The sequence below is a fragment of the Mumia sp. Pv4-285 genome (assembly GCF_041320275.1).
Lineage (GTDB): Bacteria > Actinomycetota > Actinomycetes > Propionibacteriales > Nocardioidaceae > Mumia > Mumia qirimensis.
Genome location: NZ_CP162023.1, coordinates 4,490,341 through 4,516,842, shown reverse-complemented (window position 1 = coordinate 4,516,842; position 26,502 = coordinate 4,490,341). Strand labels below are relative to the sequence as shown.

At 70.5% G+C, this 26,502-nt stretch carries 20 protein-coding genes; 14 read left to right on the top strand and 6 right to left on the bottom strand.

The window, feature by feature from the left end; translation table 11 throughout:
• Positions 1-59: 59 nt before the first annotated feature.
• The 3 genes from AB3M34_RS21485 to AB3M34_RS21475 all read right to left on the bottom strand — a co-directional run bounded on the left by AB3M34_RS21485 (position 60) and on the right by AB3M34_RS21475 (position 2,093).
• A complete protein-coding gene (locus tag AB3M34_RS21485; protein ID WP_370616899.1) occupies positions 60-677 on the bottom strand; it encodes a DUF1707 SHOCT-like domain-containing protein in 618 nt (205 codons plus the stop codon).
• A 104-nt stretch (positions 678-781) separates the two neighbouring features.
• Positions 782-1,261 (bottom strand): hypothetical protein, encoded by a 480-nt coding sequence (locus AB3M34_RS21480; RefSeq protein ID WP_370616898.1) that lies wholly within the window; start codon positions 1,259-1,261, stop codon positions 782-784.
• A 130-nt stretch (positions 1,262-1,391) separates the two neighbouring features.
• Positions 1,392-2,093, bottom strand: coding sequence for a GAP family protein (locus tag AB3M34_RS21475; RefSeq protein ID WP_370616897.1), 702 nt, complete (start codon positions 2,091-2,093; stop codon positions 1,392-1,394).
• 118 nt (positions 2,094-2,211) lie between these two features.
• Between AB3M34_RS21475 and AB3M34_RS21470 the strand changes: the two genes are divergently transcribed.
• Positions 2,212-2,934, top strand: coding sequence for a hypothetical protein (locus tag AB3M34_RS21470; protein WP_370616896.1), 723 nt, complete (start codon positions 2,212-2,214; stop codon positions 2,932-2,934).
• Positions 2,935-3,013: 79 nt separating this feature from the next.
• Here the strand turns inward: AB3M34_RS21470 and AB3M34_RS21465 are convergent, their stop codons facing one another.
• Positions 3,014-5,092, bottom strand: a complete 2,079-nt coding sequence (locus AB3M34_RS21465; protein ID WP_370616895.1) for a PhoX family protein — start codon at positions 5,090-5,092, stop codon at positions 3,014-3,016.
• A 182-nt stretch (positions 5,093-5,274) separates the two neighbouring features.
• On the opposite strand from AB3M34_RS21465, the gene AB3M34_RS21460 reads away from it, so the two are divergent.
• From AB3M34_RS21460 to AB3M34_RS21450, 3 genes are all read left to right on the top strand, one after another.
• A complete protein-coding gene (locus AB3M34_RS21460; protein WP_370616894.1) occupies positions 5,275-7,059 on the top strand; it encodes a cation:proton antiporter in 1,785 nt (594 codons plus the stop codon).
• A gap of 85 nt (positions 7,060-7,144) precedes the next feature.
• Complete coding sequence (locus tag AB3M34_RS21455; RefSeq protein ID WP_370616893.1) at positions 7,145-8,833, top strand: FAD-dependent oxidoreductase; 1,689 nt, start codon at positions 7,145-7,147, stop codon at positions 8,831-8,833.
• Complete coding sequence (locus AB3M34_RS21450; protein ID WP_370616892.1) at positions 8,830-10,263, top strand: ATP-binding protein; 1,434 nt, start codon at positions 8,830-8,832, stop codon at positions 10,261-10,263. The genes AB3M34_RS21455 and AB3M34_RS21450 overlap by 4 nt, the downstream gene beginning before the upstream one ends.
• Before the next feature lie 82 nt (positions 10,264-10,345).
• On the opposite strand, the gene AB3M34_RS21445 is transcribed toward AB3M34_RS21450, so the two are convergent.
• On the bottom strand, positions 10,346-11,377 hold the full coding sequence (locus AB3M34_RS21445) for a LacI family DNA-binding transcriptional regulator (protein ID WP_370616891.1): 1,032 nt from the start codon (positions 11,375-11,377) through the stop codon (positions 10,346-10,348).
• 163 nt (positions 11,378-11,540) lie between these two features.
• On the opposite strand from AB3M34_RS21445, the gene AB3M34_RS21440 reads away from it, so the two are divergent.
• The 10 genes from AB3M34_RS21440 (at position 11,541) to AB3M34_RS21395 (ending at position 23,068) form a co-directional block, all read left to right on the top strand.
• Positions 11,541-13,076: a sugar ABC transporter ATP-binding protein gene (locus AB3M34_RS21440; RefSeq protein ID WP_370616890.1), complete on the top strand. Its 1,536-nt coding sequence runs from the start codon at positions 11,541-11,543 to the stop codon at positions 13,074-13,076.
• Positions 13,073-14,116: an ABC transporter permease gene (locus AB3M34_RS21435; RefSeq protein WP_370616889.1), complete on the top strand. Its 1,044-nt coding sequence runs from the start codon at positions 13,073-13,075 to the stop codon at positions 14,114-14,116. Before AB3M34_RS21440 ends, AB3M34_RS21435 begins: the two co-directional genes overlap by 4 nt.
• Entirely contained in the window at positions 14,113-15,261 is a 1,149-nt protein-coding gene (locus AB3M34_RS21430; RefSeq protein WP_370616888.1) for an ABC transporter permease, read from the top strand. Before AB3M34_RS21435 ends, AB3M34_RS21430 begins: the two co-directional genes overlap by 4 nt.
• Positions 15,258-16,304, top strand: a complete 1,047-nt coding sequence (gene rhaS / locus AB3M34_RS21425; protein WP_370616887.1) for a rhamnose ABC transporter substrate-binding protein — start codon at positions 15,258-15,260, stop codon at positions 16,302-16,304. Before AB3M34_RS21430 ends, rhaS begins: the two co-directional genes overlap by 4 nt.
• A 127-nt stretch (positions 16,305-16,431) precedes the next feature.
• Positions 16,432-16,866, top strand: a complete 435-nt coding sequence (locus AB3M34_RS21420) for an L-rhamnose mutarotase (RefSeq protein ID WP_370616886.1) — start codon at positions 16,432-16,434, stop codon at positions 16,864-16,866.
• A gap of 1 nt (position 16,867) precedes the next feature.
• Positions 16,868-18,031 (top strand): L-rhamnose isomerase, encoded by a 1,164-nt coding sequence (gene rhaI, locus AB3M34_RS21415; protein WP_370616885.1) that lies wholly within the window; start codon positions 16,868-16,870, stop codon positions 18,029-18,031.
• A complete protein-coding gene (locus AB3M34_RS21410; protein WP_370616884.1) occupies positions 18,031-20,118 on the top strand; it encodes a bifunctional aldolase/short-chain dehydrogenase in 2,088 nt (695 codons plus the stop codon). Before rhaI ends, AB3M34_RS21410 begins: the two co-directional genes overlap by 1 nt.
• Positions 20,119-20,126: 8 nt before the next feature.
• The gene (locus AB3M34_RS21405) at positions 20,127-21,578 is read left to right on the top strand and encodes a rhamnulokinase (RefSeq protein WP_370616883.1); all 1,452 of its coding nucleotides are present in this window, start codon (positions 20,127-20,129) and stop codon (positions 21,576-21,578) included.
• On the top strand, positions 21,578-22,810 hold the full coding sequence (locus AB3M34_RS21400) for an alpha-hydroxy acid oxidase (RefSeq protein WP_370616882.1): 1,233 nt from the start codon (positions 21,578-21,580) through the stop codon (positions 22,808-22,810). The genes AB3M34_RS21405 and AB3M34_RS21400 overlap by 1 nt, the downstream gene beginning before the upstream one ends.
• A gap of 27 nt (positions 22,811-22,837) precedes the next feature.
• The gene (locus AB3M34_RS21395; RefSeq protein WP_370616881.1) at positions 22,838-23,068 is read left to right on the top strand and encodes a LuxR C-terminal-related transcriptional regulator; all 231 of its coding nucleotides are present in this window, start codon (positions 22,838-22,840) and stop codon (positions 23,066-23,068) included.
• Between the two features lie 86 nt (positions 23,069-23,154).
• On the opposite strand, the gene AB3M34_RS21390 is transcribed toward AB3M34_RS21395, so the two are convergent.
• Positions 23,155-26,439, bottom strand: coding sequence for a family 78 glycoside hydrolase catalytic domain (locus tag AB3M34_RS21390; RefSeq protein ID WP_370616880.1), 3,285 nt, complete (start codon positions 26,437-26,439; stop codon positions 23,155-23,157).
• Between the last annotated feature and the right edge of the window lie 63 nt (positions 26,440-26,502).

The following is a 26,502-nucleotide window of genomic DNA, read 5'->3' as shown; positions in this document are numbered from 1 at the left end:
AGTCAGATCTTCATCGCCCTGCAAGGGTTGCACACCCGGTCAAGCGAATTCCGCGACGCTCATGCGTCGAGGTCGCGACGGGTCACGCTCACGCCACCCCAGAACGCGACTCCGCGGATGCGCAGCGTGGGAGAGTCCGGGGTGACCTGGCTGTCGTCGTGCGGGCCGCTGAAGCCGCCCATGATGCCCGTGCCCTCCATGAGCACGCGGGTCGTGGGCCCGACGACGATCTCGGCGCCACCCATGACCGCGTGCACGGTGATGACCACCTCGGGTGCGCTGAACCGAGCACGTCGGGTGTCGAGGTGCGCGCCGCCCATCACCGCGACGACGGTGAGCTGCTGCGGGACGAGCCAGTCGCCGCGGCGTTCGAACCCGCTGAGGACGGCGATGCCGCGCTCGCTCGTCGGGCTGCCGCCGGGCACCACCACGTTGCCGTGACGCGCCGGGACGGGCGGAGCGTACGGCTGGGCGTACGGCTGCGCGATGGGGAGGTCCGCGGTCAGGGGGACGAGGTCGGCGACGGTCTTGGCGGCGTACGCCGCGCCGAGCCGCTCGTCGAGCTCGTCGGTGTCGATGCGGCCGTCGCCTGCAGCCCTGCGCAGGATCTCCGCGACCTGCTCACGGTCGGCGTCGGACACGCGCATCTGAGGCGCCGGGTGCTCGGGGTTCTCCACGGACCGAGGCTATCCAGAAGACGCGGCTGTCCAGAAGCGGATGCTGCCCGGAGAAGGACCGACGGGCGCGAGACCGTTGGAGGGTCGGTCTCGCGCCCGTCGGGTCAGTTGCCGACCTTGTCCGCGGCGGCCGTGGTGGCCTTCTTCGCGGCGGTGGCGGTCTTGCGGGCCGAGGTCGTGGCGCCCTTGGCGGCGGACTTCGTCGACTTGGCCGACTTCTTGGCCGTGGTGGTGGCCGCCTTCACCTTGGTCTCGGTGGCCTTGGCGGACTCCTCGAGGTCGACCGTGGCGCGCTGCGCGCGGATGCGGCCGACGAGCGACTCGCCGCGGACGACGAGATCGCTGTAGGTGGACTCCAGTCCCTTGAGGGCCTCGAGCGCTGCTGCCTGGGCCTTCTCCGGCAGCACCTTCAGCTGCTCCGGGACGGTCTTGAGCTGCTCGGGGAGCCCCTTGACGTCACCGACGAAGCCTTCGACCTCGTTGGCGGACGGGATGGTGGCGCGTACCTTGGCGACGACGGCGTCGCCTGCACCGACGACCGCGAAGAGCGGGGTCGGGCTCGTGATCTGTTCCTTGATGGCCATGCTGGTCCCCTCGGTCTGACGGACCCCCGCCGGGTGGCGAAGGCACCTTCAGTCTTCGTCCTGATGCTTGCAATTGCAAGCGTCCGCTAGCAGAAGGAAGCGTGAGGCCGGTCACAAGCGGCTGGCTGACTCAGACCAGGCCGCCGATGCCGTTGAGCGCCAGGAGCACTCCCACGATGCCGACAGTCCAGGCCGTCGCTGAGCCCGCGCTCCGCTCAGCCCACGCGCCCAGGCGTGCGAGCGGGCGGTCGACCCAGCGTGCCGCGACGATCCGGAGCGTGAGGATCGTCAGGGCCGGCAGGATCATGACGACGCAGTACGCGGCCAACGTCGCCACGGTGGTCGCCACCCCGAGGTCTGCCGCGGACATGGCGCCGATCGCCGCGAGGTACGGAAGCATGCTGGCCGCCTCGATGACGCCCGCGACGAGGGCGAGCCCGATCAACCCGCCCGGTGTGCCCAGAGCACCCGTGATGCGCGCGTGCCAGCGCCGAGACGACTCCGCCGGATCCTGACCGCGCTTCGCCTTCGCCTTCGGGTCGATGCGGTAGCTCAGCCAGAACAGCCCGACTCCGACAGCGGTGATCACGGCGTAACCGGGGGTCGACGTGAAGAAGTCCCCCAGCACGGGCATCAGGGCACTGGCTCCGGCCGCAAGCGCGAGACCCAGCACGAAGTAGAAGAGCGCGATCGTGACCAGATAGACGACGACCCTCCCGAGGTGTTCGCGTCGGGTCGCGAGGATCAGCCAGACCGGGATGACGAGCGTCCCGATGCTGGTGCTGTCGACCAGGGCCATGGCGAGCAGAAAGCCAGCGAGTGCGATCGTCATGCTCCCAGCCTCGCCACCGGAGTCGGCCTCCACATCGGCCGTCCGTCCATCGGCGGCTCCACCTTTGGTAGGGGGTCCCCGGTACGCACGGACGTAGGTCCTGTGGGACCGTCTCTGCATGCTCACAGCCGTGGTGTGGGGTGTCGTCGCTGCGTCGTCGTTCGTCGTCGGCGGTGCCGTCGCTCTCTGGAGGCCACCGCGCGCGGTCTGGGTCGCCATCGGCGCCGGGTTCGGAGCGGGCGCTCTGCTCAGCGCGGTCGCGTACGAGCTCATCGACGAGGCCGGTGCGCAGGCCGGGCGCCACGCGGTCGTCGCGCTCGGGCTGCTCGGCGGCGCCGCCGCCACGACCGCCGTGATGGTCGGGCCGGGAGGGCTTCGACGTGCCTGGGGCGCCGTCCGTGAGGAGCCGCCGGTCATCCACCACCGCTTCGCGACGCTGCTGCTGTCGGTCGCCGCCGAGGTCGTCGTGATCGTCGGCGCGTTCCATCTCCACCACGGGGTGAGCGGCGCCGTGGTCGTCGCCGTCTTCCTGTGCGGCGTGCCCGAGGCCGTGGTGGCGACGGCGTTGCTCGTCGACCACGGCCGCAGCGGAGCCCAGGTGATGCAGACCTGGGTCGCGCTCGCGGCGTACGGCGGTGCGATCGCGGCCGGCAGCCACCTGCTGATCTCCTCAGGGGGACCGAACCTCGCGGCGACCGTCCTCGCCTTCGCCGGCGGCGTGGTGCTGGCCGGGATCACCTCGCACCTCGTCCCGACGGCGGTCCGGACCCTCGGCCCGCTCTCGGCGTTCCCCGTCGTCGCTGGGTTCGCTCTCAGCGTCGGGCTCGTCGGAGTCGCCTGACCTCGCGCACGACGACGCCTGCCCGGTGGGGTGGCACCGGACAGGCGTCCTCGGAAGGGTGTCGGGGTCGGCGCGCCGGTCAGCGGCGCTTTGGCCAGACCGCCACGACACCCGGGCGCGGGATCGAACCCGGGCCGTCGGGCCACTGCGACGCCGGGTTCTCGACGGTCGCGCCGTTCTTCTCGCCCGGGTGCTGGACGCACACCATCACCCGGTCCTCGTCGATCCACGGCCCGCACGTCTCCGCGCCGGCAGGCACAGTGAGGAACTGCTTCACCTGGCCGCGCTTGGAGCCCTCGAGCGGCACGGCGAAGAGCCCGTCGTTCGAGCCGAGCGCGTTGCCGTCGGTCGAGATCCACAGGTTGCCGTCGGGGTCGAAGGCCAGGTTGTCCGGGCAGGAGATCGGCGACACCCGTCGGGGATCGAAGCCGCCCCAGTAGGTGTTGGGATCTTTCGGGTCACCGCACACCAGCAGCAGGTTCCACGTGAACGCGTTCGCCGCGGCGTCGTCGCCGAGCTCGCTGAGCTCGAGGACGTGGCCATGCTTGTTCGCGCTGCGCGGGTTCGCCTCGTCGGCGACCGCCTGCCCTGCGGCGCCGCGGTTCGCGTTGTTGGTCAGTGCGACGTACACCTTGCCCGTCCGCGGGTGCGGCTGGACGTCCTCCGGGCGGTCCATCTTGGTCGCCCCGACGACGTCGGCTGCCTGCCGCGTGAAGAGCAGCACCTCCTCGGCGGTCATGCCCTTCACGTACGAGGTCGTGCCGTTCACCAACGGCACCCAGACGCCGGCGCCGTCGAACGCGCCGTCGCTCGGCAGGGCACCCGTCCCGTCGATCTCCGCCTGCGACGAGTTGCCGAGGAACCGGGCGACGAACAGCGTGCCGTGGTCGAGCAGGTCACGGTTGCGTCGGCGGGCGTTCGCGTCGTTGCCGCGCGCCACCTTGCCGTCGGAGACGAACTTGTAGAGGTAGTCGAAACGCTCGTCGTCGCCCATGTACATCGCGACCCGGCCGTCGTCGGTGATGAACGGCTCCGCCGCCTCGTGCTTGAAGCGGCCCAGCGCGGTGCGCTTCTTGGGAGCGGCCGTCGGGTCGTACGGGTCTACCTCGACGATCCAGCCGAACCGGTTGATCTCGTTCGGCTCCTTGGCGAGGTCGAAGCGGTCGTCGAAGCGCTCCCACTTGCGCTCGGTGGTGGCGTTGGCGGCGCCGTACCGCTTGAGTCGCGCGAGCGTCGTCGGGTCGGTGACGGTGGAGCCGTTGGCGAAGTACTGGTTGAAGTTCTCCTCGGCCGTCAGCCACGTCCCCCACGGGGTCAGGCCGCCACCGCAGTTGTTGAGGGTCCCCAGCGCCGTACGCCCGCGCGGGTCGGCCTTGGTGCGGACCAGCGCGTGGCCTGCGACCGGGCCGGTCAGCTCGAACTCGCTCTGCGTGTGGAGACGGCGGTTGAGCCGGTGGCCGACGACGGGGCGCAGGTTGCCGGTGCCCCGCTCCTCCTCGACGACGACCACGCTCAGCCCGTGCGCGGCCCAGCCGATCTCGACCTGGTCGCGCGTCGGGTTCGCGGCGTCGTACCCGCGGTGCATCATCTGCTCGGTCGTGTACTCGTGGTTCACGACCATGAGGTGCTGGCCGCGCCCGAGCGGGAGCAGGCCGAGGAAGTCGTTGTTGAAGCCGAACTGCTTGCGCTGCGCCGCGGGCGTCTGCTTGTCGACGTCGAACGCCGGCACACCCTTGAACAGCGGGTCGCCCCACGCCATCACGACGGCCTGCGCGTATCCGGGCGGCGCCGTCAGCGCATCGAGGGTGTTCGGCTCGACGGGGACGAAGTCCAGTCCACGGCCGTCGCCCTCGCCGCGCCCGGGGCGGCGGGACCCGAGGCCGGCGGCGGTGGTCGCGGGTGCTGCCGCGGCAGCACCCGCCGTACCGAGAGAGGCGCCGGCGGCGATGCCGGCGACGGAGACGACCGCGCCGGTGCGGAGGAGCCCGCGACGCGACAGGGTGGAGGCGACGTCGCCGAAGTACTCGTTGTCGGACGTGTTCGGCTCGTCGTGCGAGCACGCGTCGCCGCACCGCATGCGGCAGGTGAGCGCGGACCGGCCGGACGCGCACGGCGAGCCGGACGAGCTGGTGGTGAAGAACGGCAGCAAGGGGGGCACGGAGACTCCTGATGTCGAGAGTGCACGATCTCTCGAGACGCTAGGAATCTGACGCGTCGTCGCCCCGACCCCGGCGCGAACGGGGGGTGAACACTGCGTGGCCGCCGCCGGAGCGGCAGCATGGTGCAGGGTCGGCGGAGGCAGCTCGGCGGAGGCAGCTCGACGGAGAAGAGGCAACGGCGATGGACTACCTGCTGGTCGGGATCGCGGGGATCGTGTGCATCGTCGCCGTGTCGGTGCTCGCGCCCCGCGTCGGTGTCGCCTCCCCGTTGCTGCTCGTCCTGGTCGGGGTCGCGGTCAGCCTGCTGCCGGCGGTGTCCGCGATCGAGGTCGAGCCGGAGATCCTGCTCGCAGGCGTGCTTCCACCGCTGCTCTACTCGACGGCGGTGTCGATGCCGGCGATGGACTTCCGCCGCGACTTCACGACGATCTCGGGTCTGTCGATCCTGCTCGTGATCATCAGCGCCCTCGTGCTCGGACTGTTCTTCCGCGCCGTGATCCCAGGCATCGAGCTGTCGACCGGCATCGCGCTCGGCGCCATCGTCAGCCCCACCGACGCGGTCGCCACCTCGATCGTCCGCAAGCTCGGCGTGTCGCCGAGAGTGGTCACGGTGCTCGAGGGGGAGAGCCTCCTCAACGACGCGTCCGCACTCGTGCTCCTGCGCTCCGCCATCGCGGCCACCGCCGCATCGGTGTCCCTGTGGGGAGTCGCGGCGGACTTCGTGTGGGCGGTCCTCGCGGCCGTGGTGGTCGGCCTCGTGGTCGGCCGGCTCAACCTCGTGGTCCGGGCGCGGATCACCGAGGCGCCGCTCAGCACCGCGATCTCGTTCGTGGTCCCGTTCGTCGCGTACGTGCCCGCCGAGCACGTCGGCGCGTCGGGTCTCGTCGCGGCCGTCGCAGCCGGGCTCGTCACCGGGCAGGGGTCGCCCAAGTACCTGCGACCGCAGGACCGCATGTACGAGGCGTCGAACTGGCGGACCATCGAGTTGCTCCTCGAGGGCGGCGTCTTCCTGCTCATGGGCCTCGAGCTGTACGGAGTGCTGGAGGATGTGCGCGAGGCGCACGAGAGCACGGTCAGCGCAGTCCTCGTGGGTGTCGCCGCGGGGGCGATCATCCTGGCGATCCGCGCGGCGTACGTGCTGCCGATCCTGATCTCGGCGCGCAACCGTCGGCGCAAGGCCCCACAGTTCCGCGAGCGCGTCCAGGACATGCAGGACCGTTTCGACCGCGGCGAGCTCCGGCCGCCGGGCGACGATGCGGGCCGACTTCGGGGGAGGACGGACGAGCCCGACGGGAAGAAGCGTCGCGACGAAGCCCGTGAACGGGTCTTCCGGAAGCGCATCGGGCGTGCGCTCGCCGACGTGGACTACATCACCGGTGTGCCGCTCGGCTGGCGCGAAGGCGTCGTGCTCGTCTGGGCGGGGATGCGCGGTGTCGTCACGCTCGCTGCCGCACAGTCGCTGCCGCAGGACACCCCGGAGCGGTCGTTCCTGATCCTCGTCGCGTTCGTCGTGGCCGCAGGGACCCTGCTGCTCCAGGGCGGCACCCTCCCGTGGGTCGTCCGCGCCCTCGGCCTCGCGAACCGCGGCGACGAGGGAGAGACCGCCGAGGCCGCCGCGCTGAGCAACGAGCTGGCCCACGCTGCGGCCGACTTCCTCGAGACTCCGGACCTGCGGGCGTCCGACGGGACGGAGTACGACGCCGAGACGTTGCGCGGGGCCGCCGAGCGCATGAGGCGCGAGATCGATCGCGAGGAGGAGGAGGCGTCCGAGCCCGCCCCGACCCGGGCGCACATGGTGGAGCTGCGGCTGCGCACCATCGAGGCGGAGCGCAAGGCACTCCTGCGGGCCCGATCGCTCGGGACCTACAGCTCCGCCGCTCTCTCGGACGCACTGAGGATGCTCGACGCCGACCAGATCAGCCTCGAGCTCAGGGCGACGACCGACGAGGACGACGACACGCGCTGACGGTCCCAGCGTCGCCGCGAATCCGGTTTGGCCCTGTCACCACCACGGGGAGAGGATGGAGGCCGGCATTCATCGAAGGGCGTGCATGAGCGAGACCTCCCAGTCCGGCCGGTCCGACCAGCGCATCGCGCTGCTGACCGTCGACGACGACCCCGCGGTGTCGCGCTCGATCGCGCGCGACCTGCGACGCCGGTACGGCTCCTCCTACCGGATCGTCCGTGCCGAGTCCGGCGGGGACGCCCTCGACGCGCTCCGTGAGCTCAAGCTGCGCGGAGAGGAGGTGGCCGTCCTCCTCGCCGACCACCGCATGCCGCGGATGACCGGCATCGAGTTCCTCGAGCAGGCGATGGACCTCTTCCCGAGGGCGCGGCGGGTTCTCGTCACCGCGTACGCCGACACCGACGCCGCGATCGACGCCATCAACCTCGTCGACCTCGACTACTACCTGCTGAAGCCGTGGGACCCTCCCGACGAGAAGCTCTACCCGGTGATCGACGACCAGCTCGACGCGTGGACCCGCAGCGAGCGCCGCCCCGTCGCCGAGACGAAGCTCGTCGGCCACCGGTGGTCCGCCCGCTCGTCGGAGGTGCGCGAGTTCCTCGCCCGCAACCAGGTGCCGTACCGGTGGTTCTCGACCGAGTCCTCCGAAGGGCGATCCCTCATCGCGGCAGCGAAGCTCGAGAACCCGGAGCTGCCCGTCGTGGTGACACCGACGGGAGACGTGCTCGTGGCACCCAGCGACGCCGCGCTCGCCGAGCAGGTCGGGCTGGTGACACGTCCGAGCGAGGACTTCTACGACCTCGTCGTCGTCGGCGGAGGACCGGCCGGTCTCAGCGCGGCCCTGTACGGCGCCTCCGAAGGCCTCCGGACAGTGCTCGTCGAGCGCACCGCCACGGGAGGGCAGGCCGGTCAGAGCTCGCGGATCGAGAACTACCTCGGGTTCCCCGACGGAGTGTCGGGTGCGCAGCTCGCTGACCGTGCACGCCGTCAGGCCCTCAAGTTCGGCGCCGAGATCGTCACCACGCGTGACGCCGTCGGCCTCGAGGTCAACGGCTCCGCCCGCAGCATCCGCTTCGCCGACGGCAGCACCCTCGACGCCCAGACGGTCATCCTCGCCGGCGGTGTCTCGTACCGGCGGCTTGAAGGCCCGCTGCTCGACGACATGAGCGGGCGCGGGCTCTACTACGGGTCGGCGCTCACCAACGTCGCTGCCTGCGCCGACCAGGACGTGTACGTCGTCGGCGGCGCCAACTCCGCCGGCCAGGCCGCGCTCGCCCTCGCCCGCGAGGCCCGCCGCGTCACGATCCTGGTCCGCGGGTCGTCGCTGACCCAGTCGATGTCGGCATACCTCGTCGAGCAGGTCGAGGCGCACCCGAGGATCGAGGTGAGGACGTCGACCGTGGTCGTCGAGGGTTGCGGCGACGGGCACCTCGAAGGCCTCGTGCTTCAGGACACCAGCACCGGCGAGACGGCGACCGTGCCTTGCGGGTGGGCGTTCGTCTTCATCGGAGCGGTGCCTCGTACGGACTGGCTCGACGGCATCGTCGTGCGCGACGCTCACGGGTTCGTCCCCACCGGACCCGACCTCGTCGAGGACGGGGCCCACCCGCCCGGGTGGACGCTGGACCGCATGCCGTACCACCTCGAGAGCAGCGTGCCCGGCGTCTTCGTCGCGGGCGACGTCCGCTCGGAGTCGGCGAAGCGCGTCGCCTCCGCCGTAGGAGAAGGAGCGATGGCAGTGATGCTGGTGCACCGATACCTGGAGCAGCTGTGAGCGCGGCGGACCGCCTTCCGTGCGACATCGGCGAGCTGCGCACGATGTTCCTCTTCGAGCACCTCGACGACAGCCAGCTGGTGTGGTTGTGCGAGCACGGGCACGTCGAGCACGTCGAGCCGGGGTGGCTCGTCCGCGAGGGGGAGCCGGCGACGTGCTTCTACGTGCTGCTCGAGGGTTCTCTCGCGCTCTACCGCACCGTCGGCGGCGACGACGTCGAGACCACCCGCACCACGCAGCCGGGCGTCTACACCGGGGCGTGGGCGGCGTACCTCGGTGATCGGGTGCCGCAGCTGTACGGCGGGTCGACCCGGGTGCTGGCGCCGTCGCGCTTCTTCGTGCTCGACGCCGCCGACTTCTCGACGCTGATGCACGACTGGTTCCCGATGGCGGTCCACCTGCTCGAGGGGCTGTTCTTCGGGCAGGTGAACACCCAGGCCGCGATCGGCCAGCGCGAGCGGCTCCAGGCGCTCGGCCAGCTTTCGGCCGGCCTCACGCACGAGCTCAACAACCCGGCCTCGGCGGCCGTGCGGGCCACGTCGACGCTGCGCGAGCGGGTCTCGGCGATGCGCCACAAGCTCGCGCTGATCGCCGAAGGACCGTACGACCGCGAGACGATCGCCGCGCTGATGCGGCTGCAGGACGAAGCGCTGGAGCATCGCGCGAAGGCGCTCCAGCGGGACCAGGGAGGGGCGCTCGACGCCGCCGACCGCGAGGATCGCGTCGCGGACTGGCTCGACGACCACGGCCTCACCGACGCGTGGGACGTGGCGCCGGTCCTCGTGCAGAGCGGTCTTGACGAGGAGTGGCTCGAGAGCGTCGCCGAGCGGGTCGACGACGGCGTGCTCGTCGGCGCGCTGCACTGGCTCTCGTACACGCTCGAGACCGAGGAGCTGATGGCCGAGATCGAGGACGCGACGACGCGGGTCTCGACGCTGGTGGACGCTGCCAAGCAGTACTCGCAGCTCGACCGTGCGCCGTTCGTCCGGGCCGACGTCCACGAGCTGCTCGACGCGACGCTGCTGATGCTGCAGAAGAAGCTCTCCGGCATCACCGTCGTCAAGCAGTACGACCGCAGCATCGCCGGGGTGCCCATGTACGCCGCGGAGATGAACCAGGTGTGGACCAACCTGATCGTCAACGCGGTCCAGGCGATGGGCGGCAGCGGCACCCTCACGCTCACGACGCGGCGGGTCGAGGACTGGTGCGAGGTCGTGGTGGCCGACACCGGTCCGGGCATCGCGCCCGAGATCAGGCAGCGGATCTTCGAGCCGTTCTTCACCACGAAGGCGGTCGGGGAGGGCACCGGCCTGGGTCTCGACATCTCGTGGCGGATCGTGGTCAAGAAGCACCACGGCGACCTGCAGGTGGAGTCCGAGCCGGGTGACACGCGGTTCACGGTCCGCATCCCGTACGACGCACCGGCCTGACCTCTCGTCCCCGATTTGTGCACTACGTCAAGGAATCCGGCGCCGAGTTCCTTGACGTAGTGCACAAATCGCGGACGGGGCGTCAGCCCAGGGTCGAGGCGCGCGCCACGAGCTCCGGCTCGAACACGATGTGCTGCCGCTCGCCGTTGCTGCCGGCCTCGATCTCGGCGAGGAGCATCTCCGCCGCGCGTCGGCCCATCTCGCGCGACGGCTGCCGGATCGAGGACAGCGGGATCGCCGCGGCGGCGGCGTACTCGATGTCGTCGTAGCCGATCAGCGCGACGTCCTGCGGAGGGCGCACGCCGCCGAGCGTGAACGCCTGGAGCATGCCGATGGCGATCAGGTCGTTGGCCGCGAACACGGCGTCCGGCCGCTCGGCCGGAGGGAGCGCGACGATCCGCTGACCTTCCGCAAGAGCGGGCTCGAGGTGCATGCCGGCGATCTCGCGGTGCTCGAGGGTGGCCCCCGGGACCTCCGCGACCGCCTGCCGCGCACCCTCGAGGCGGTCTCGGACCTGCTCGATCTCGAGGGACGCACCGACGAAGAGGATGCGTCGACGACCGGTCTCGAGCAGGTGCGTGACGGCGAGCCGGCCTCCGAGGACGTCGTCGACGGAGACCGAGCTGTACGACTCGGTCGAGGCGAGCCGGTCGACGAGCACCACCGCCATGCCGCGGGAACGGAGCCGGTCGAGACGGTCGAGCACGTCGCCGACGGGGGAGATGAGGACGCCGTCGACGCGCTGCTCCTCGAAGAGGTCGAGGTAGGCGGACTCGCGGGCGGCGTCCTCCGCGCAGTTGGCGAGGAGCACGCTGCGCAGGCGCGCCGTGACCTCGTCCTCGACGCCCTGGGCGACGTCGGTGAAGAACGGGTTGCGGATGTCGAGGACGATCAGTCCCACCGATCGGCTCCTGCCTTGGCGGAGCTGACGCGCTGCCTCGTTGCGGACGAAACCGAGCTCTTCGATGGCCGCGAACACGCGCTCGGCCGTGCGCGCCGAGACCTTCGTCGGGTGGTTGAGCACGTTCGAGACCGTCCCGACGGACACGCCGGCAAGGGCCGCGACGTCGCGAAGACTCGTCGCGGGATGGGTGGGGTGTGCGGGCTCGACCACGGGAACTCCTCGTACGGGTGGCAGAAGTTTGCCACTGAATCGTTTCAAAGTCTCTCTTGACCGTGTGTCGCAGGTCATATACGTTGTGAACGCCAGGTTAATTGAAACGATTCAAACGCGGAACCCCTCTGCGCCGTGCGAACGGAAGTCGGTGAACAAGTCGATGGCCACAGCCGCCCCCGGGACGGTCGCGCTCGAGCTGCGTGACGTGTCGAAGACCTTCGGACAGGTGGTAGCCCTCAGCTCGGGCAGCCTGACCGTGACGACGGGGTCGATCCACGCTCTCGTCGGCGAGAACGGCGCCGGCAAGTCCACGATGGTCAAGATCATCGCCGGACTGTACCGCCCTGACGGGGGCACGTACGCCCTCTTCGGCGAACCGGTCGACTTCCGCACCACCGCGGAGGCCAAGGACGCCGGCATCGCCGTGATCTACCAGGAGCCCACGCTCTTCCCCGACCTCAGCGTCACCGAGAACATCTTCATGGGCCGCCAGCCCCGGGGACGCCTCGGACGCATCGACCGCAAGGCGATGGACACCGAGGCGCGGGCGCTCTTCGCGCGGCTCGGCGTGCCGATCGACCCCGAGCGCCCCGCTGACGGCCTCTCGATCGCCGACCAGCAGATCATCGAGATCGCGAAGGCGATCTCCCTCGACGCCCGCGTCCTGATCATGGACGAGCCGACCGCCGCGCTCAGCGGTGTCGAGGTCGACCGCCTGATGACCATCGCCCGCGCGCTGCGCGACGAGGGTCGCGCGCTCGTGTTCATCTCGCACCGGTTCGACGAGGTCTTCAGCCTCTGCGACACCATCACCGTGATGCGCGACGGAGCGTACGTCTCCACCGACCGCATCGCGGACGTGACCGTCGACGACGTCGTCCGCCGCCTCGTCGGGCGCGACGTCGACGACCTGTACCCCAAGCAGGAGGCCGAGATCGGGGACGTCGTCCTCGAGATCTCCGGCCTCACCCGCGCGGGTCTCTTCCACGACGTCGACCTCCAGGTCCGACGCGGCGAGATCGTCGGGCTCGCCGGCCTCGTCGGCGCCGGCCGCAGCGAGATCGTCCAGGCCGCCTTCGGCGTCGACCCGTACGACTCGGGCTCGGTCAAGGTCAGTGGCAAGAAGGTGCCGCCGAACGATCCCGCCGCGGCGATCCGCCTCGGCATCGCGCTCGTCCCCGAGGACCGCCGCAAGCACGGCCTCGTCCTCGACGCCACCATCACACGCAACATCACGATGGCGATCCGTCGCCGCCTCAGCCGCGCCGGGCTGCTCGCCTCGGGCGCCGAGAACACGACCGCGCGCGACTGGGCCTCCCGCCTCGAGGTGAAGACGAGCACCCTCGACACGCTCGCCGGCACCCTCAGCGGCGGCAACCAGCAGAAGGTCGTCCTCGCCAAGTGGCTGAGCACCCGCCCGGACGTCCTCATCGTCGACGAGCCCACCCGTGGCATCGACGTCGGCACCAAGGCCGAGGTGCACCGGCTGCTCTCGGAGCTCGCCGGTGAGGGCATGGCCATCCTGATGATCTCGTCGGAGCTTCCCGAGGTCCTCGGCATGGCAGACCGCGTCGTGGTCGTCCACGAGGGCCGGATCACGGCCGAGATCGCTCGCGGCGACGCGACACCCGAGGCCGTCATGTATGCCGCGACCAACGTAGCCGTCGGAGACAGCAGCCAGGGGGCTTCCGCATGAGCACCGCAACGCCCACCGTCACCACCCCGGCGCCCCCGCCGCCGCCCTCCACGGGCGCGCGCGTGCGCAAGCTCCTCCAGGCGCGCGAGACCGGCATCGTCCTCGCCTTCCTGGTCGTGCTCGCGGTGACCACGGCGATCAACCCGTCGTTCCTGTTCAGCAAGGACGGGTGGCGCGACCTCTTCCTGACGCCGTCGATCCTCGTGGTCCTCGCCGTCGGGCAGGCGATCGTCATCATCACCCGCAACGTCGACCTGTCCGTGGGCTCGATCCTGGGCCTGGTGGCGTACGCGACCGGTCGGCTGTTCGTCGACACCGGCCTGCCGATCCTGGTCGTCCTCCTGCTCGGCATCCTTTTCGGCGTCGCCCTCGGGCTGATCAACGGCGCACTGGTCGCGTTCGCGAAAGTGCCTGCGCTGGTCATCACGCTCGGCACGCTCTACGTCTACCGAGGCGTGATGATGTCCTGGGCGGGCTCGGACCGGATCAACGCCTCCGACATCCCGAGCGGCCTGCTCTCGTTCGGCACGTCGTCGATCCTCTGGATCCCGTCGCTCGCCTGGATCTCGTTCGTCGTCCTCGCCATCGGGGCGTACCTCATGGGGCGCACCCGCGGCGGCCGTGAGATGTACGCGATCGGATCGGACCCCGACGCGGCCACGCTGTACGGCCTGCAGAAGACGAAGCGCACGCTCCTCGCCTTCGCGGCCTCGGGCGGTCTCGCGGGACTCGCCGGCGTCATGTACGTCGCGCGCTACGGCACGATCAGCTCCGGCGCCGGCCTCGGCATCGAGTTCGAGGCGGTCGGTGCCGCGGTGATCGGCGGCGTGGCGATCTTCGGCGGAAGCGGCACCGTCCTCGGGGCTGCGGTCGGGGCCTACCTCCTGATGACCATCAACCGTGGTCTGCCGATCCTCGGCATCCAGGACTTCTGGCAGCGCGCTGTGGTCGGCCTGCTCATCATCGTCGCGATCGTGCTGGACAAGGTCCTCAAGGACCGACAGCACAAGAAGCTGCTGGCAGAGAGGGACGCCGCATGACCAGCCTGATCCACCCCTCCGACACCTCCACGCAGCCGCGCGCACGGAGCTACCGCGACCACCAGCGTCCGCTGTGGCAGCGGATCCTCTTCAGCCGTGACCTGGCCGTGTGGGTCGCGCTGGTCGTCGTCTACCTGTACGCCTCGGCGACGGTGCCGTTCTTCGACCGGCCGATCACCATCACGTACCTCCTCCTCGACGTCGCCCCGATCCTGCTCATCGCGCTGCCGATGACGCTGGTGATCATCACCGGTGAGATCGACCTGTCGGTCGCGAGCACGGTGGCGCTGGCGAGCGTCTCGTTCGGCGTCCTCTACGACAAGGGCACGCCGATCGTCCTCGCGGCGGTCGCGGCCCTGCTCGTCGGCATCGTGTGCGGCGCGTTCAACGGGTTCCTCGTGACCGTGGTGGGTCTGCCGTCGCTGGCGGTGACCATCGGCACGCTCGCGCTCTACCGCGGCATCGCGGTCGGCCTGCTCGGCACCACGGCGATCACCGACTTCCCCGACGGCTGGACCGACTGGGCGCGCGGCCGCATCGGCGAGTCCGACATCCCGTCGATCATGATCCCGTTCGCGGTGCTGGCGATCGTCTTCATCGTCCTCCTCCACTTCACCGCGTTCGGCCGCGGCGTGTACGCCATCGGCCTCAACGAGGGCGCGGCACGCTTCTCCGGCATCCGCGTCGAGCGGACCAAGCTCGTCCTGTTCATGCTCACCGGCGTGGTGTCCGCGCTGGCCGGCATCTACTACACGCTGCGCTACGGCAGCGCCCGAGGCGACAACGCCAACGGCATGGAGCTGCAGGTCATCGCGGCGGTCCTCCTCGGAGGAGTCTCGATCTTCGGCGGACGAGGTGCACTGCCCGGCGTGATCGCCGGCGTGCTCCTCATCGGGGCGATCGGCAGCGCGCTGCGCCTGGCCGACCAGACCGCCGACGTCATCAACATCGTCACCGGCCTGCTGCTGGTCGTCTCGGTCGTGGGCTCCAGCGTCCTCGGCTGGGTCAGCAGCAAGCGACGATCGCGTGGCGCCCCGGACGCCCCATCAGGAACCACCCAGTCCACACCCCCACAACCCCACAACAACACCACCCTGACCGACCCGGACGGACCGGTCGGCGAGCGAGAGAGAGAAGACCGATGACCACACCAAACACGAGGCGACGCGGCCTCGCACGGGTCGTCCCGGCCGTCGCTGCGGTGCTCGGCCTGAGCCTGGTGCTCGCGGCCTGCGGCGGAGGCGACGACGAGGGCGGCTCCGGTGACGGCGGCGGCGACCTGTCGGTGACCTTCCTTCCGAAGAACCTCGGCAACCCGTACTTCGACGCCTCCTCCACCGGTGGCGAGGCTGCGGTCGAGGAGTTCGGCGGCACCTTCAAGGAGGTCGGACCGTCCGAGGCGACGCCCGACTCGCAGGTCAGCTACATCAACACGCTGACCCAGCAGGGCGTCGGCGCCATCGCCATCTCCGCGAACGATCCCGAGGCCATCGGCGACGCGCTGCAGGAGGCTCGTGACGCGGGCACCAAGGTCGTCACCTTCGACTCCGACACCAACCCGGAGTACCGCGACCTCTTCGTGAGCCAGGCCGACGCCAAGGGCATCGCCGCCAAGCAGGTCGAGCTCATCGCCAAGGCCATCGGCGACGAGGGCAAGGTCGCCATCCTCTCGGCGTCGGCGAACGCGACGAACCAGAACGAGTGGATCAAGCTGATGGAGGAGGACCTCGCGGCGAACCACCCGAACATCGAGCTCGTCGAGACGGTCTACGGCGACGACGACGACCAGACGTCGTTCGACAAGACCGCCGCTCTCCTGCAGAAGCACTCCGACCTCAAGGGCATCATCTCGCCCACCACGGTCGGCATCGCCGCTGCGGCCCGCTACCTGTCGGACTCGCAGTACAAGGGCAAGGTCGCGCTGACCGGTCTCGGTACGCCGGACCAGATGCGTGAGTACGTCAAGGACGGCACCGTCGGCTCGTTCGCGCTCTGGAGCCCCGAGGACCTCGGCTACCTGACGGCCTTCGCCTCCAAGGCGCTCATCGACGGCGACATCAAGGGCGAGGAGGGCGACACGTTCGAGGCGGGCAAGCTCGGCGAGTACACCGTCGGCGAGAACGGCACCGTCATCCTCGGCGAGCCGCTCGAGTTCAACAAGGACAACATCGACGACTTCAACTTCTGAGTCTCAGAAGCAACGAGTCGTCGTTGACAGACCGCCCAGGCTGACCGCCTGGCGATGAACGTGGTCCCCGGCCGCCGCTGCGGCATGGGGCGGCCGGGGACCACACCCAGACCCACCCGGAGGAACGATGCGTCGCGTCTGCTTCCAGCTCCAGGTCCGCCCTGACCGGATCGACGAGTACAAGCGCCGCCACGCCGCGGTGTGGCCCGAGATGCTCGAGGCCCTGTACGCCGCCGGCTGGCACAACTACTCGCTGTTCCTCCGCCCCGACGGGCTGCTGATCGGCTACCTCGAGACCGAGTCGCTCGAGGCCGCTCAGGCCCGCATGGCCGCCACCGACGTGAACCGGCGGTGGCAGGCCGAGATGGGCGAGCTCTTCGAGGACCTCGACGGAGCGCCCGACGAAGGCTTCCTGGAGCTGGAGGAGATCTTCCACCTCGAGGACCAGCTGGCCGCCCACCGTGCGGCGGCCGGCACGACGACGGCCCAGCCGACCGCGGCTGACACGACCACGGCTGACACGACCGCGTACGGGACCCGTGCGCATGAAGAGAGCAACTGACATGACGAACTTCGCTGACATCGCGTCGCGGCTCGCGGAGCAGGAGATCGAGGTTCCCTCGTGGGCCTACGGCAACTCCGGGACGCGCTTCAAGGTCTTCGGCTCGCCCGGCACCCCTCGTACGGTCGAGGAGAAGATCGCCGACGCCGCGGCCGTCCACCGCTTCACCGGGCTCGCGCCGCGCGTGGCCCTGCACATCCCGTGGGACCACGTGGACGACTTCGGTGCGCTGCGCCGCTATGCCGAGGACCTCGGCATCGGTCTCGGCACCATCAACAGCAACACGTTCCAGGACGACGACTACAAGCTCGGCGCCCTCACGCACACCGACCCGAAGATCCGCCAGAAGGCGATCGACCACCACTTCGAGTGCATCGATGTCATGAACGCGACCGGGTCGCGCGACCTCAAGATCTGGCTCGCCGAGGGCAGCAACTACCCGGGCCAGGCCGACATGCGCGGCCGCCAGGACCGGCTCGCCGAGTCGCTCGCGACGATCTACGAGCGGCTGTCGGACGAGCAGCGTCTCGTCCTCGAGTACAAGTTCTTCGAGCCGGCGTTCTACCACACGGACGTGCCGGACTGGGGGACGGCGTACACGCACGTGGCCGCTCTCGGCGACAACGCCGTGGTGTGCCTCGACACCGGCCACCACGCGCCGGGCACGAACATCGAGTTCATCGTCGCCCAGCTGCTGCGCCTCGGGAAGCTCGGCTCGTTCGACTTCAACTCGCGCTTCTACGCCGACGACGACCTGATCGTGGGCGCCGCCGACCCGTACCAGCTGTTCCGGATCCTCTTCGAGGTCCTCCGCGGCGGCGGGTACGGCCGGGACGGCGACACCGTGTTCATGCTCGACCAGTGCCACAACATCGAGAAGAAGATCCCGGGCCAGCTCCGCTCGGTGCTCAACGTCCAGGAGATGACGGCGCGCGCGCTGCTCGTCGACACGGAGGCGCTGGCAGCCGCGCAGAGCGACGGCGACGTCCTCCTCGCGAACGAGATCTTCATGGACGCCTTCTACACCGACGTGCGGGGCGACCTCGCCGCGTGGCGTGAGAGCCGCGGGCTGCAGGGCAACCCGATGCGGGCCTACCTCGCCAGCGGGTACCAGGAACAGATCGAGGCCGAGCGGGTCGGCGGGACCCAGGCCGGATGGAGCTGATGACCACCATGTCGCAGAGCACTGCAGAGTCTTCCACGAACCCGACGGTCGCCGCGCTGATCGCGCGCTCGAACCGTCTCGGAGCCGACCCGAAGAACACCAACTACGCGGGTGGCAACACCTCGGCCAAGGGCTCGGAGACCGACCCGGTCACCGGCGAGTCCGTCGAGCTGCTGTGGGTGAAAGGCTCCGGGGGCGACCTCGGCACCCTGCAGGAGAAGGGCCTGGCGGTCCTGCGCCTGGACCGGATGCGCTCGCTCGTGGACGTCTACCCGGGCGTCGACCGCGAGGACGAGATGGTCGCCGCGTTCGACTACTGCCTGCACGGCAAGGGCGGTGCGGCGCCGTCGATCGACACGGCGATGCACGGGCTCGTCGACGCGGCGCACGTCGACCACCTGCACCCCGACTCCGGCATCGCGATCGCGACGTCCGCCGACGGCGAGAAGCTCACCGAGACGGTCTTCGGCGACAAGGTCGTGTGGGTCCCGTGGCGTCGTCCCGGCTTCCAGCTCGGGCTCGACATCGCGGCGATCAAGGCGGACAACCCGCAGGCGATCGGCTGCATCCTCGGCGGCCACGGGATCACCGCGTGGGGCGACACCTCCGACGAGGCCGAGCAGAACTCGTTGTGGATCATCCGCACCGCCGAGGCGTACATCGCCGAGCACAGCAGGCCGGAGCCCTTCGGGCCGGCGCTCGACGGGTACGCCGCGCTGCCGGAGGCCGAGCGTCGTGCGAAGGCCGCCGCGCTGGCGCCGACGATCCGCGGCATCGCCAGCCAGGACGCTCTGTCCAATTTGGGGAGGGGGATGGTCGGCCACTTCACCGACGCCGACGTCGTGCTCGACTTCCTCGCGCACGCCGAGCACCCGCGGCTCGCGGAGCTGGGCACGTCGTGCCCCGACCACTTCCTCCGCACGAAGGTCAAGCCGCTGGTTCTCGACCTCCCGGCCGACGCGTCGGTCGAGGACTCGGTCGCACGGCTCAAGGAGCTCGCGGTGTCGTACCGCGAGGACTACCAGGGCTACTACGACCGGCACGCCACCCCGGAGAGCCCCGCCATCCGCGGCGCGGACCCGCTGATCGTGCTCGTCCCCGGCGTCGGGATGTTCAGCTTCGGCAAGGACAAGCAGACCGCCCGCGTGGCCGGCGAGTTCTACGTCAACGCGATCAACGTCATGCGTGGCGCCGAGGGTCTGTCGACGTACGCCCCGATCGACGAGTCGGAGAAGTTCCGCATCGAGTACTGGGCGCTGGAGGAGGCGAAGCTCCAGCGGATGCCGAAGCCGAAGCCGCTCGCGACCCGCGTCGCGCTCGTCACCGGAGCCGCGTCCGGCATCGGCAAGGCCACGGCGGAGAAGCTCGCCGCCGAGGGTGCCTGCGTCGTCATCGCCGACCTGTCGCTCGAGAACGCCCAGGCCGCGGCAGCCGAGATCGGAAGCACTGATGTCGCCGTCGGCGTCCACGTGGACGTCTCCGACGCCGACGCCGTCCAGGCCATGGTCGACGCGGCCGTGCTCGCCTTCGGCGGTGTGGACCTCGTCGTCAACAACGCCGGTCTCTCGCTCTCGCGCTCGCTGCTCGAGACCACCGAGAAGGACTGGGACCTCCAGCACGACGTGATGGCGAAGGGCTCGTTCCTCGTCGCCAAGGTGACCGCGAAGGTGATGATCGAGCAGGAGATGGGTGGCGACATCGTCTACATCTCCTCGAAGAACTCGATCTTCGCCGGCCCCAACAACGTCGCGTACGGCGCAGCCAAGGCCGACCAGGCCCACCAGGTGCGGCTGCTCGCCGCCGAGCTCGGCGAGCACGGCATCAAGGTCAACGGCGTGAACCCCGACGGTGTCGTCCAGGGGTCCGGCATCTTCGCCAGCGGCTGGGGCGCCAACCGTGCCGCGGTCTACGGCGTGGAGGAGAAGGACCTCGGCAAGTTCTACGCCCAGCGCACGATCCTCAAGCGCGAGGTCCTGCCGGGCAACATCGCCAACGCCGTGTTCGTGCTCTGCAGCGCCGAGCTCAGCCACACGACCGGCCTGCACATCCCCGTGGACGCGGGCGTCGCTGCCGCGTTCCTGCGCTGAGTGCGCGGATGACTGAGCCCATCAGGGTCGCAGCGGTCGACCTCGGCGCCACCAGCGGACGCGTGGTGGTGGCCGAGGTCGGCCCCGGCGGTGCCCGGCTCGACGTCGTGCACCGCTTCGCCAACACGCCCGTGCGCCTGACCGACGGCCTGCACTGGGACGTCGTCGGGCTCTTCCGCGAGGTCGTCGACGGCCTGCGGCTCGCCGTACGCTCGAGTCCGGACCTCGCCGGTGTGGCGGTCGACAGCTGGGCCGTCGACTACGCCCTCCTGCGGGAGGGACGGATGGTGTCCACGCCCTTCCACTACCGCGACCCGCGCAACGCGGCCGCCGTGGAGACGGTCCACGCGAAGGTCGACCCGGCAGCGCTCTACGCCCGCAACGGCCTGCAGCACCTGCCGTTCAACACGCTCTTCCAGCTGGTCGCCGACGGCGCGCACCTCCACCACGCCGACACGATGCTGCTGGTGCCGGACCTGATCGGCCACTGGCTGAGCGGCCACGTCGGGGCCGAGGTCACCAACGCCTCGACGACCGGCCTGCTCGACGTCACCACCGGCGGGTGGGACACCGACCTCGCCACGACGCTCGGCGTCCCGCCGGGGATCCTCGCGCCGCTGGTCCCGTCGGGGTCCCGGATCGGTGGTCTGCTCCCGCACGTCCGTGAGGAGATCGGCGGGCACGACCTCGCCGTCACGACCGTCGGCTCCCACGACACCGCCTCGGCCATCGCGGGGACGGTGCTCGGCCCCGACGACGCGTACGTCTCCTGCGGGACGTGGGGTCTCGTCGGGCTCGAGCTCGAACGCCCCGTCCTCGCCGACGAGGCGCGCACCGCCGGCTTCACCAACGAGGGCGGCGTCGACGGACGGGTCCGGTTCCTCCACAACGTCATGGGCCTGTGGCTGCTCAGCGAGTCGGTCCGGACCTGGGAGCGCGAGGACGGTCGTCCGCTCGACCTCTCCGCGCTGCTCGCCGCCGCCGCCGAGGTCGAGGCACCCCTGGTCTTCGACGTCGACGACCCGCGCTTCCTCGCACCGGGCGACATCCCCGAGCGCATCCGCGCGTACGCCGCCGAGCACGACCTGCGGCGCCCCGCGGACCGCGCCGAGACCGCCCGAGCGATCCTCGAGAGTCTCGCCGCCGCCTTCGCCGCCACCGTGGACCGCGCTGCCGAGCTCGCCGGCCGGCGCGTCCGCCGGATCCAGGTCGTCGGCGGCGGTGCCCTGAACACGCTGCTGTGCCAGCTGACCGCCGACCGCTCCGGTCTCGAGGTCCTCGCCGGACCCGTGGAGGCCACGGCGCTCGGCAACGCGCTCGTCCAGGCCAGGACGCTCGACGCCGTCTCGGGTGACCTCGATGCGCTCCGGGCGCTGGTCGGGCGCACGCTGGAACAGCAGCGCTACCTCCCCCGCTCCGTCCACAGCAAGACACCGCTCGTCGCTCGAAAGGTCATGTGATGGATCGCCGCGTACCCCGTCCCCGCGACTTCGGACCGCTGCTCAAGTTCAAGAAGCCGGTGCTGAGCCCGCGCAAGCGCCGGCTCGCTGCCGCGCTCACGATCGAGGACCTGCGTGCGATCGCGAAGCGTCGTACGCCCAAGCCCGCCTTCGACTACACCGACGGTGCCGCCGAGGAGGAGCTGTCGCTCGCCCGCGCCCGTCAGGCGTTCCAGGACGTGACCTTCCACCCGCGCATCCTGCGCGACGTCTCGAAGGTCGACACGTCCTGCACCGTCCTCGGCGCCACGTCGGCGCTGCCGTTCGGGATCGCGCCGACCGGCTTCACACGGATGATGCAGACCGAGGGCGAGTACGCCGGCGCGTCGGCGGCCGGCGCGGCGGGCATCCCGTTCGCGCTGTCGACGATGGGCACCGCCTCGATCGAGGACGTGCGCGCCGCGAACCCGGCGGGACGGAACTGGTTCCAGCTGTACATGTGGAAGGACCGCGACCGGTCGATGGCGCTGGTCGAGCGCGCGGCGGCGTCTGGGTTCGAGGCGCTCGTCGTGACGGTCGACGTCCCCGTCGCGGGAGCGCGGCTGCGAGACGCCCGCAACGGCATGACGATCCCGCCGACCCTGACGCCGCGGACCGTCGTCAACGCGATACCGCGGCCGGCGTGGTGGATCAACTTCCTCACCACCGAGCCCCTCGCGTTCGCGTCGCTGGACCGCTGGTCCGGCACCGTCGCCGAGCTCCTCGACACGATGTTCGACCCGACCGTCGACTACGACGACCTGGCGTGGATCAAGGAGCAGTGGCCCGGCAAGCTCGTCGTCAAGGGTGTGCAGAGCGTCGAGGACGCCTCCCGCCTCGCCGAGATGGGAGTGGACGCGATCGTGCTGTCCAACCATGGCGGGCGTCAGCTCGACCGGGCGCCGATCCCGTTCCACCTGCTCCCCGAGGTCGCGCGCGAGGTGAAGGGATCCACCGAGATCCACCTCGACACCGGCATCATGTCCGGCGCCGACATCGTCGCGGCGATCGCGCTCGGTGCGGACTTCACGCTGATCGGGCGCGCGTACCTCTACGGGCTGATGGCCGGCGGACGCCCCGGTGTCGACCGGACCATCGACATCCTCACGACCCAGATCGAGCGGACGATGCGTCTGCTCGGGGTCAGCAGCCTCGACCAGCTCGAGCCGGGGCACGTCACGCAGCTGCAAAGGCTGTTGCCGAGGAGGAGCTGACCACACGTGCGGGCGACAGGGGGGACGATGACGCGGAGCGGCCACAGTCGGCGGGTCGTCTCGCCGAGCCCGCTCGACCACGATGACCTCGCGCTGCTCGGGCTCGTCTCGCAGGGGCTGACCGTGGAGGCGGTCGGGCGTCGGCTGCTGCTGTCGGAACGGACCGTACGCCGCCGGCTGCGGGCGGTCTGCTCGGCCCTGGGTGTCGCGACGCCGATCGAGGCCGTCGTCTGGGCCGTACGCCGCGACCTCATCTGACGTTCGCGAGCCACTCTCTGGCAACCGCGAGCCACGCAGAACGGCCCCCGAGCAACTGCGCTCGGGGGCCGTTCTCGTGCCCTGCGTCAGCGGGGAACCGGGACGAACTGGGTCTTCCCGGACCCGACCTCGAACACGACGCGGTCACCCACCGTCCCGACGAGGCGGGCATCGGTGTTGCCGACGGCCTTGTACGAGGCGCCGGAGACCTTCGGCAGCTCGACCCGTGCCGTCACGTTGACCGGCACCTCGACCGTCGCCCGTACGCCGTGGCGCTTGCGCTCCCACGACAGCGCGACCTCGCCGCGCTGCGTCGGGACGGAGCCGGACGCGCGGTCGAGTCCGGTCGCCGGCGGCACGATCCGCACCGACGATCCGCCGGCGCCGTCCGGCCGGATGCCGAGCAGCGTCTCGGTCACGTCGACCGCCGCCTGCGCACCCCAGCCGTGCGACTGGCTGTGGTTCGAGCCGGCGTCGAGGGTCCACGCCTCCCAGGTGAAGGTGCCGTCCTGCGCGAGGATGTTCGCGAACCCGAGGTCGTCGGGGTTCGTGAGCAGCCGCAGCACCGCGTCGGGCCGCTCGGCCTTCCCCAGCGCCTGGAGCAGTCGGTGCACGGTCATCGGGCCCTGCTTCATGCCCATCCCGGCCAGGTGGTCGGCCAGCCCGGGCAGGTCGCTCGCCGGCGCGACGTCGAACGCGATCGCGAACGACGTGCTGTGCTGTCCGGCGTGGTCGCTCTGCGTCCCGTCGGCCTTGAGCCCGTCGACGTACACGCCGTCCGCGCGACGGAGCTTGCCGTTCATCGCGTCGACGAGGCCGTCCTCCGCCGACCGGTACGCCTCGGCCTCCGCGGCGGGTCGGTCGAGCGCGTCCGCCATGTCGGCCGTACGGCGCAGCACCTCCACACCCAGCGCGTTGATCACGGTCCGTGCGGCGGTGTCCATGTCGTACCCGAAGCGTCCCGGCTCGGGCCAGTCGACGATGCCGTACCGGTACGCCCCGGAGCCGCCGGTCAGGTTCGTGACGAGTCCCGCGGTCGGGCCGGACGTCGGGATGTGGCGCTGGACGTAGGCGGCGGTCCGCTGGATCGACGGGTACGCCTCCTCGAGCAGCGCACGGTCGCCGGTGACCTGGTAGTAGCGCCAGACCCAGTCGACGAACATCTCGGTGTAGTCCGGGATGTCGCGCTTGCCGTCACCGTTGGGGTAGACGGCGTTGTAGCGCCCGGCGTCCTCGGGGCTGCTGCTCCAGTGCCGCTTCTCCGACGCCAGGAACTCGCGGATCGCCTGCTGCGTCGCGTCGCGCTCGGCGAACCCCTGCATCGTCGCGTACGAGATGTTGGCGGCGTCGCCGAGGAACTGGCCCTTCTCACGCGTCGGCGTGTCGACGAACGCCTCCTGCACGGAGTAGATCGCCGAGCGCTGCATCATGTCCCACACCTCGTCGAGCGTGCGGTCGTCGCTGTCGAACGTCGCCTCGCGGTCCTCCGGCACGGTCGTGTGCACGACGACGGCGGACACGTCGCGGCGGTCGATCTCCTCCTCGGCCGCCGGGATCTCGAGGTAGCGGAACCCGAGGTGCGTGAACGCCTGGAAGGTCTGGTCGCCGTCGACCTGCGTGTACGGGTACACCATGTTCGTGCCCTGCGTGAGCAGCGTCGACGTGGCGACACGGCCTTCGTCGGTCAGGTTGTAGCCGGCGCGCATCTGCACGACCCGCCCGGCGACCCCGTCGTCGAACCGTACGGTCGGTCGCGCCGGGATGACCTTGCCGAAGTCGGCGACGACGGTGCCGTCGGCGGCCTCGAGCATCCGTACCGGACGGGCGGTGGACTCGTCGATGCGCGTCTCCTGGCCCTGCAGGTGCGTGAACGGTGCGACAGGGTGTGCACCGAGCACGACGGCGTCGGCCCACGCGGAGTCGTCGAACCCGTGCTCGTCCCATCCGTCGAGCGCGGCCTGCCGGACACCGTTCAGGTGCTCGATCTGCTCGCCCTCGCCGTTGCGGCGTCCGGCCTGCTCGTACGGGCCCTCGGTGACCTTCCAGGAACCGTCGGTGACGACGTCCTGCGTGGAGCCGTCGGAGTACTCGATGCTGAGCCGCGCGAGCACACCGGGGACACCCGCCGGTCGGCCCTGTCCCGAGCCGTACCAGTGGGAAAGCACTCCAACGCCGATCTCACGCCCACCCTTGACGAGGTCGGTGACGTCGCTCGCCTGGTAGTAGCCCTCGCCCGGGTACGAGAAGGACTGGCCGCGGTCGGCCCGCTTCCCGTCGATCATGAGCTCGTACGTGTGGCTCGCCGCGACGTACGCGCGGGCGCGGACGACCTTGCGTCCCTCGAGCTCGACGTCCTTGCGGGCCAGCGTCCACTCGTCGGCCTGGCGTGCCGGGGGAGCGATCTCCCACTTCGAGAGGTCGCCGGAGAAGTCGTCCGCCACGAGCACCGTGCCGTCGGGCGCGGTGACGCGGACGTCGTCGAACTCGGCGCTCTCGTTGGACGCCTCGCGGAAGCCGACCCCTCCCTTGGCATGGCTGCTGTCCTGGCGCTCGTCGACGACGACGCCGTCGACGGAGGTCGTGATCGTCGACCCGGAGACCACGATCTTCACGCGGTAGTCCTGCCCGGCGACGATCGTCATCGGGACGGTCGCGAGCACGGTGTGCGAACCGTTGCGCTGCACGTGCGCACGGAACCCGTTCGCCGGCGAGAGCTGCCACATGTAGCCGTTGCGCCGGTCGGCGTTGCGGAAGGCGATGCCCGCGCCACCGGTGCGGGGGCGGACGGTCGCCTCGATCGTGTAGTCGGTCCACGCGGCGCTGTCCTTCGCGAGCGTGACGTCGCCGCCCGTGACGCGGGCGCGTCCGTCGACGACCTCCACCGGTGCCGTACCGCCGGGCGCGCGCTGGATCCACTGTGCGCCGGCCCACTCGGCGTCGGAGATGCCGGTCTCGAAGGCGGCCTGCTTCGCCCACGGGGACGAGCGGTGTGTGCGGTCCCAGGTGCGGACCGTCCACGCGTACTCGGCACCGGACTCGAGGTCGGGTCCCTCGTACGCGACGTACGCCTGCTGGTCGGACTCCACCTTGCGGCTGTCCCACACGGTGCGCCCGTCGTCGTCGAGCACCTTGACCTGGTACGCGGTCTGGACCTCGCCCGGGTCGCGGTCCTGGGGGAACCATCCGAAGGCCGGATCTCCTTCGACGTTCAGCGGGTGCGGGGTGTCGTCGACGGTCAGGGTGCGGGGTGCGCCGGGGGCGTGTCCGCCGCCTGCCGCGGCCGGGGCGGCCACCGCTGCGGTGCCTGCGACCAGGCACGTCGCGGCGACCAGGGACACCCCGGTCTTGGCGGTGATGCTCCTCGTTCTCATCTCGTCCTCTCCTGGAGCTGGGGTGGAACGTCGGGGTTTGAAGGTGTGGGTTTGGGTTTGAAC

What these genes read in the sequence shown, in the direction of transcription:
- AB3M34_RS21480 (WP_370616898.1), bottom strand. Translation starts at nt 1,261, where the DNA reads ATGGCCATCAAGGAACAGATCACGAGCCCGACCCCGCTCTTCGCGGTC.
- AB3M34_RS21475 (WP_370616897.1), bottom strand. Translation starts at nt 2,093, where the DNA reads ATGACGATCGCACTCGCTGGCTTTCTGCTCGCCATGGCCCTGGTCGAC.
- AB3M34_RS21470 (WP_370616896.1), top strand. Translation starts at nt 2,212, where the DNA reads ATGCTCACAGCCGTGGTGTGGGGTGTCGTCGCTGCGTCGTCGTTCGTC.
- AB3M34_RS21460 (WP_370616894.1), top strand. Translation starts at nt 5,275, where the DNA reads ATGGACTACCTGCTGGTCGGGATCGCGGGGATCGTGTGCATCGTCGCC.
- AB3M34_RS21455 (WP_370616893.1), top strand. Translation starts at nt 7,145, where the DNA reads ATGAGCGAGACCTCCCAGTCCGGCCGGTCCGACCAGCGCATCGCGCTG.
- AB3M34_RS21440 (WP_370616890.1), top strand. Translation starts at nt 11,541, where the DNA reads ATGGCCACAGCCGCCCCCGGGACGGTCGCGCTCGAGCTGCGTGACGTG.
- AB3M34_RS21435 (WP_370616889.1), top strand. Translation starts at nt 13,073, where the DNA reads ATGAGCACCGCAACGCCCACCGTCACCACCCCGGCGCCCCCGCCGCCG.
- AB3M34_RS21430 (WP_370616888.1), top strand. Translation starts at nt 14,113, where the DNA reads ATGACCAGCCTGATCCACCCCTCCGACACCTCCACGCAGCCGCGCGCA.
- rhaS (WP_370616887.1), top strand. Translation starts at nt 15,258, where the DNA reads ATGACCACACCAAACACGAGGCGACGCGGCCTCGCACGGGTCGTCCCG.
- AB3M34_RS21420 (WP_370616886.1), top strand. Translation starts at nt 16,432, where the DNA reads ATGCGTCGCGTCTGCTTCCAGCTCCAGGTCCGCCCTGACCGGATCGAC.
- rhaI (WP_370616885.1), top strand. Translation starts at nt 16,868, where the DNA reads ATGACGAACTTCGCTGACATCGCGTCGCGGCTCGCGGAGCAGGAGATC.
- AB3M34_RS21410 (WP_370616884.1), top strand. Translation starts at nt 18,031, where the DNA reads ATGACCACCATGTCGCAGAGCACTGCAGAGTCTTCCACGAACCCGACG.
- AB3M34_RS21405 (WP_370616883.1), top strand. Translation starts at nt 20,127, where the DNA reads ATGACTGAGCCCATCAGGGTCGCAGCGGTCGACCTCGGCGCCACCAGC.
- AB3M34_RS21400 (WP_370616882.1), top strand. Translation starts at nt 21,578, where the DNA reads ATGGATCGCCGCGTACCCCGTCCCCGCGACTTCGGACCGCTGCTCAAG.
- AB3M34_RS21395 (WP_370616881.1), top strand. Translation starts at nt 22,838, where the DNA reads ATGACGCGGAGCGGCCACAGTCGGCGGGTCGTCTCGCCGAGCCCGCTC.
- AB3M34_RS21390 (WP_370616880.1), bottom strand. Translation starts at nt 26,439, where the DNA reads ATGAGAACGAGGAGCATCACCGCCAAGACCGGGGTGTCCCTGGTCGCC.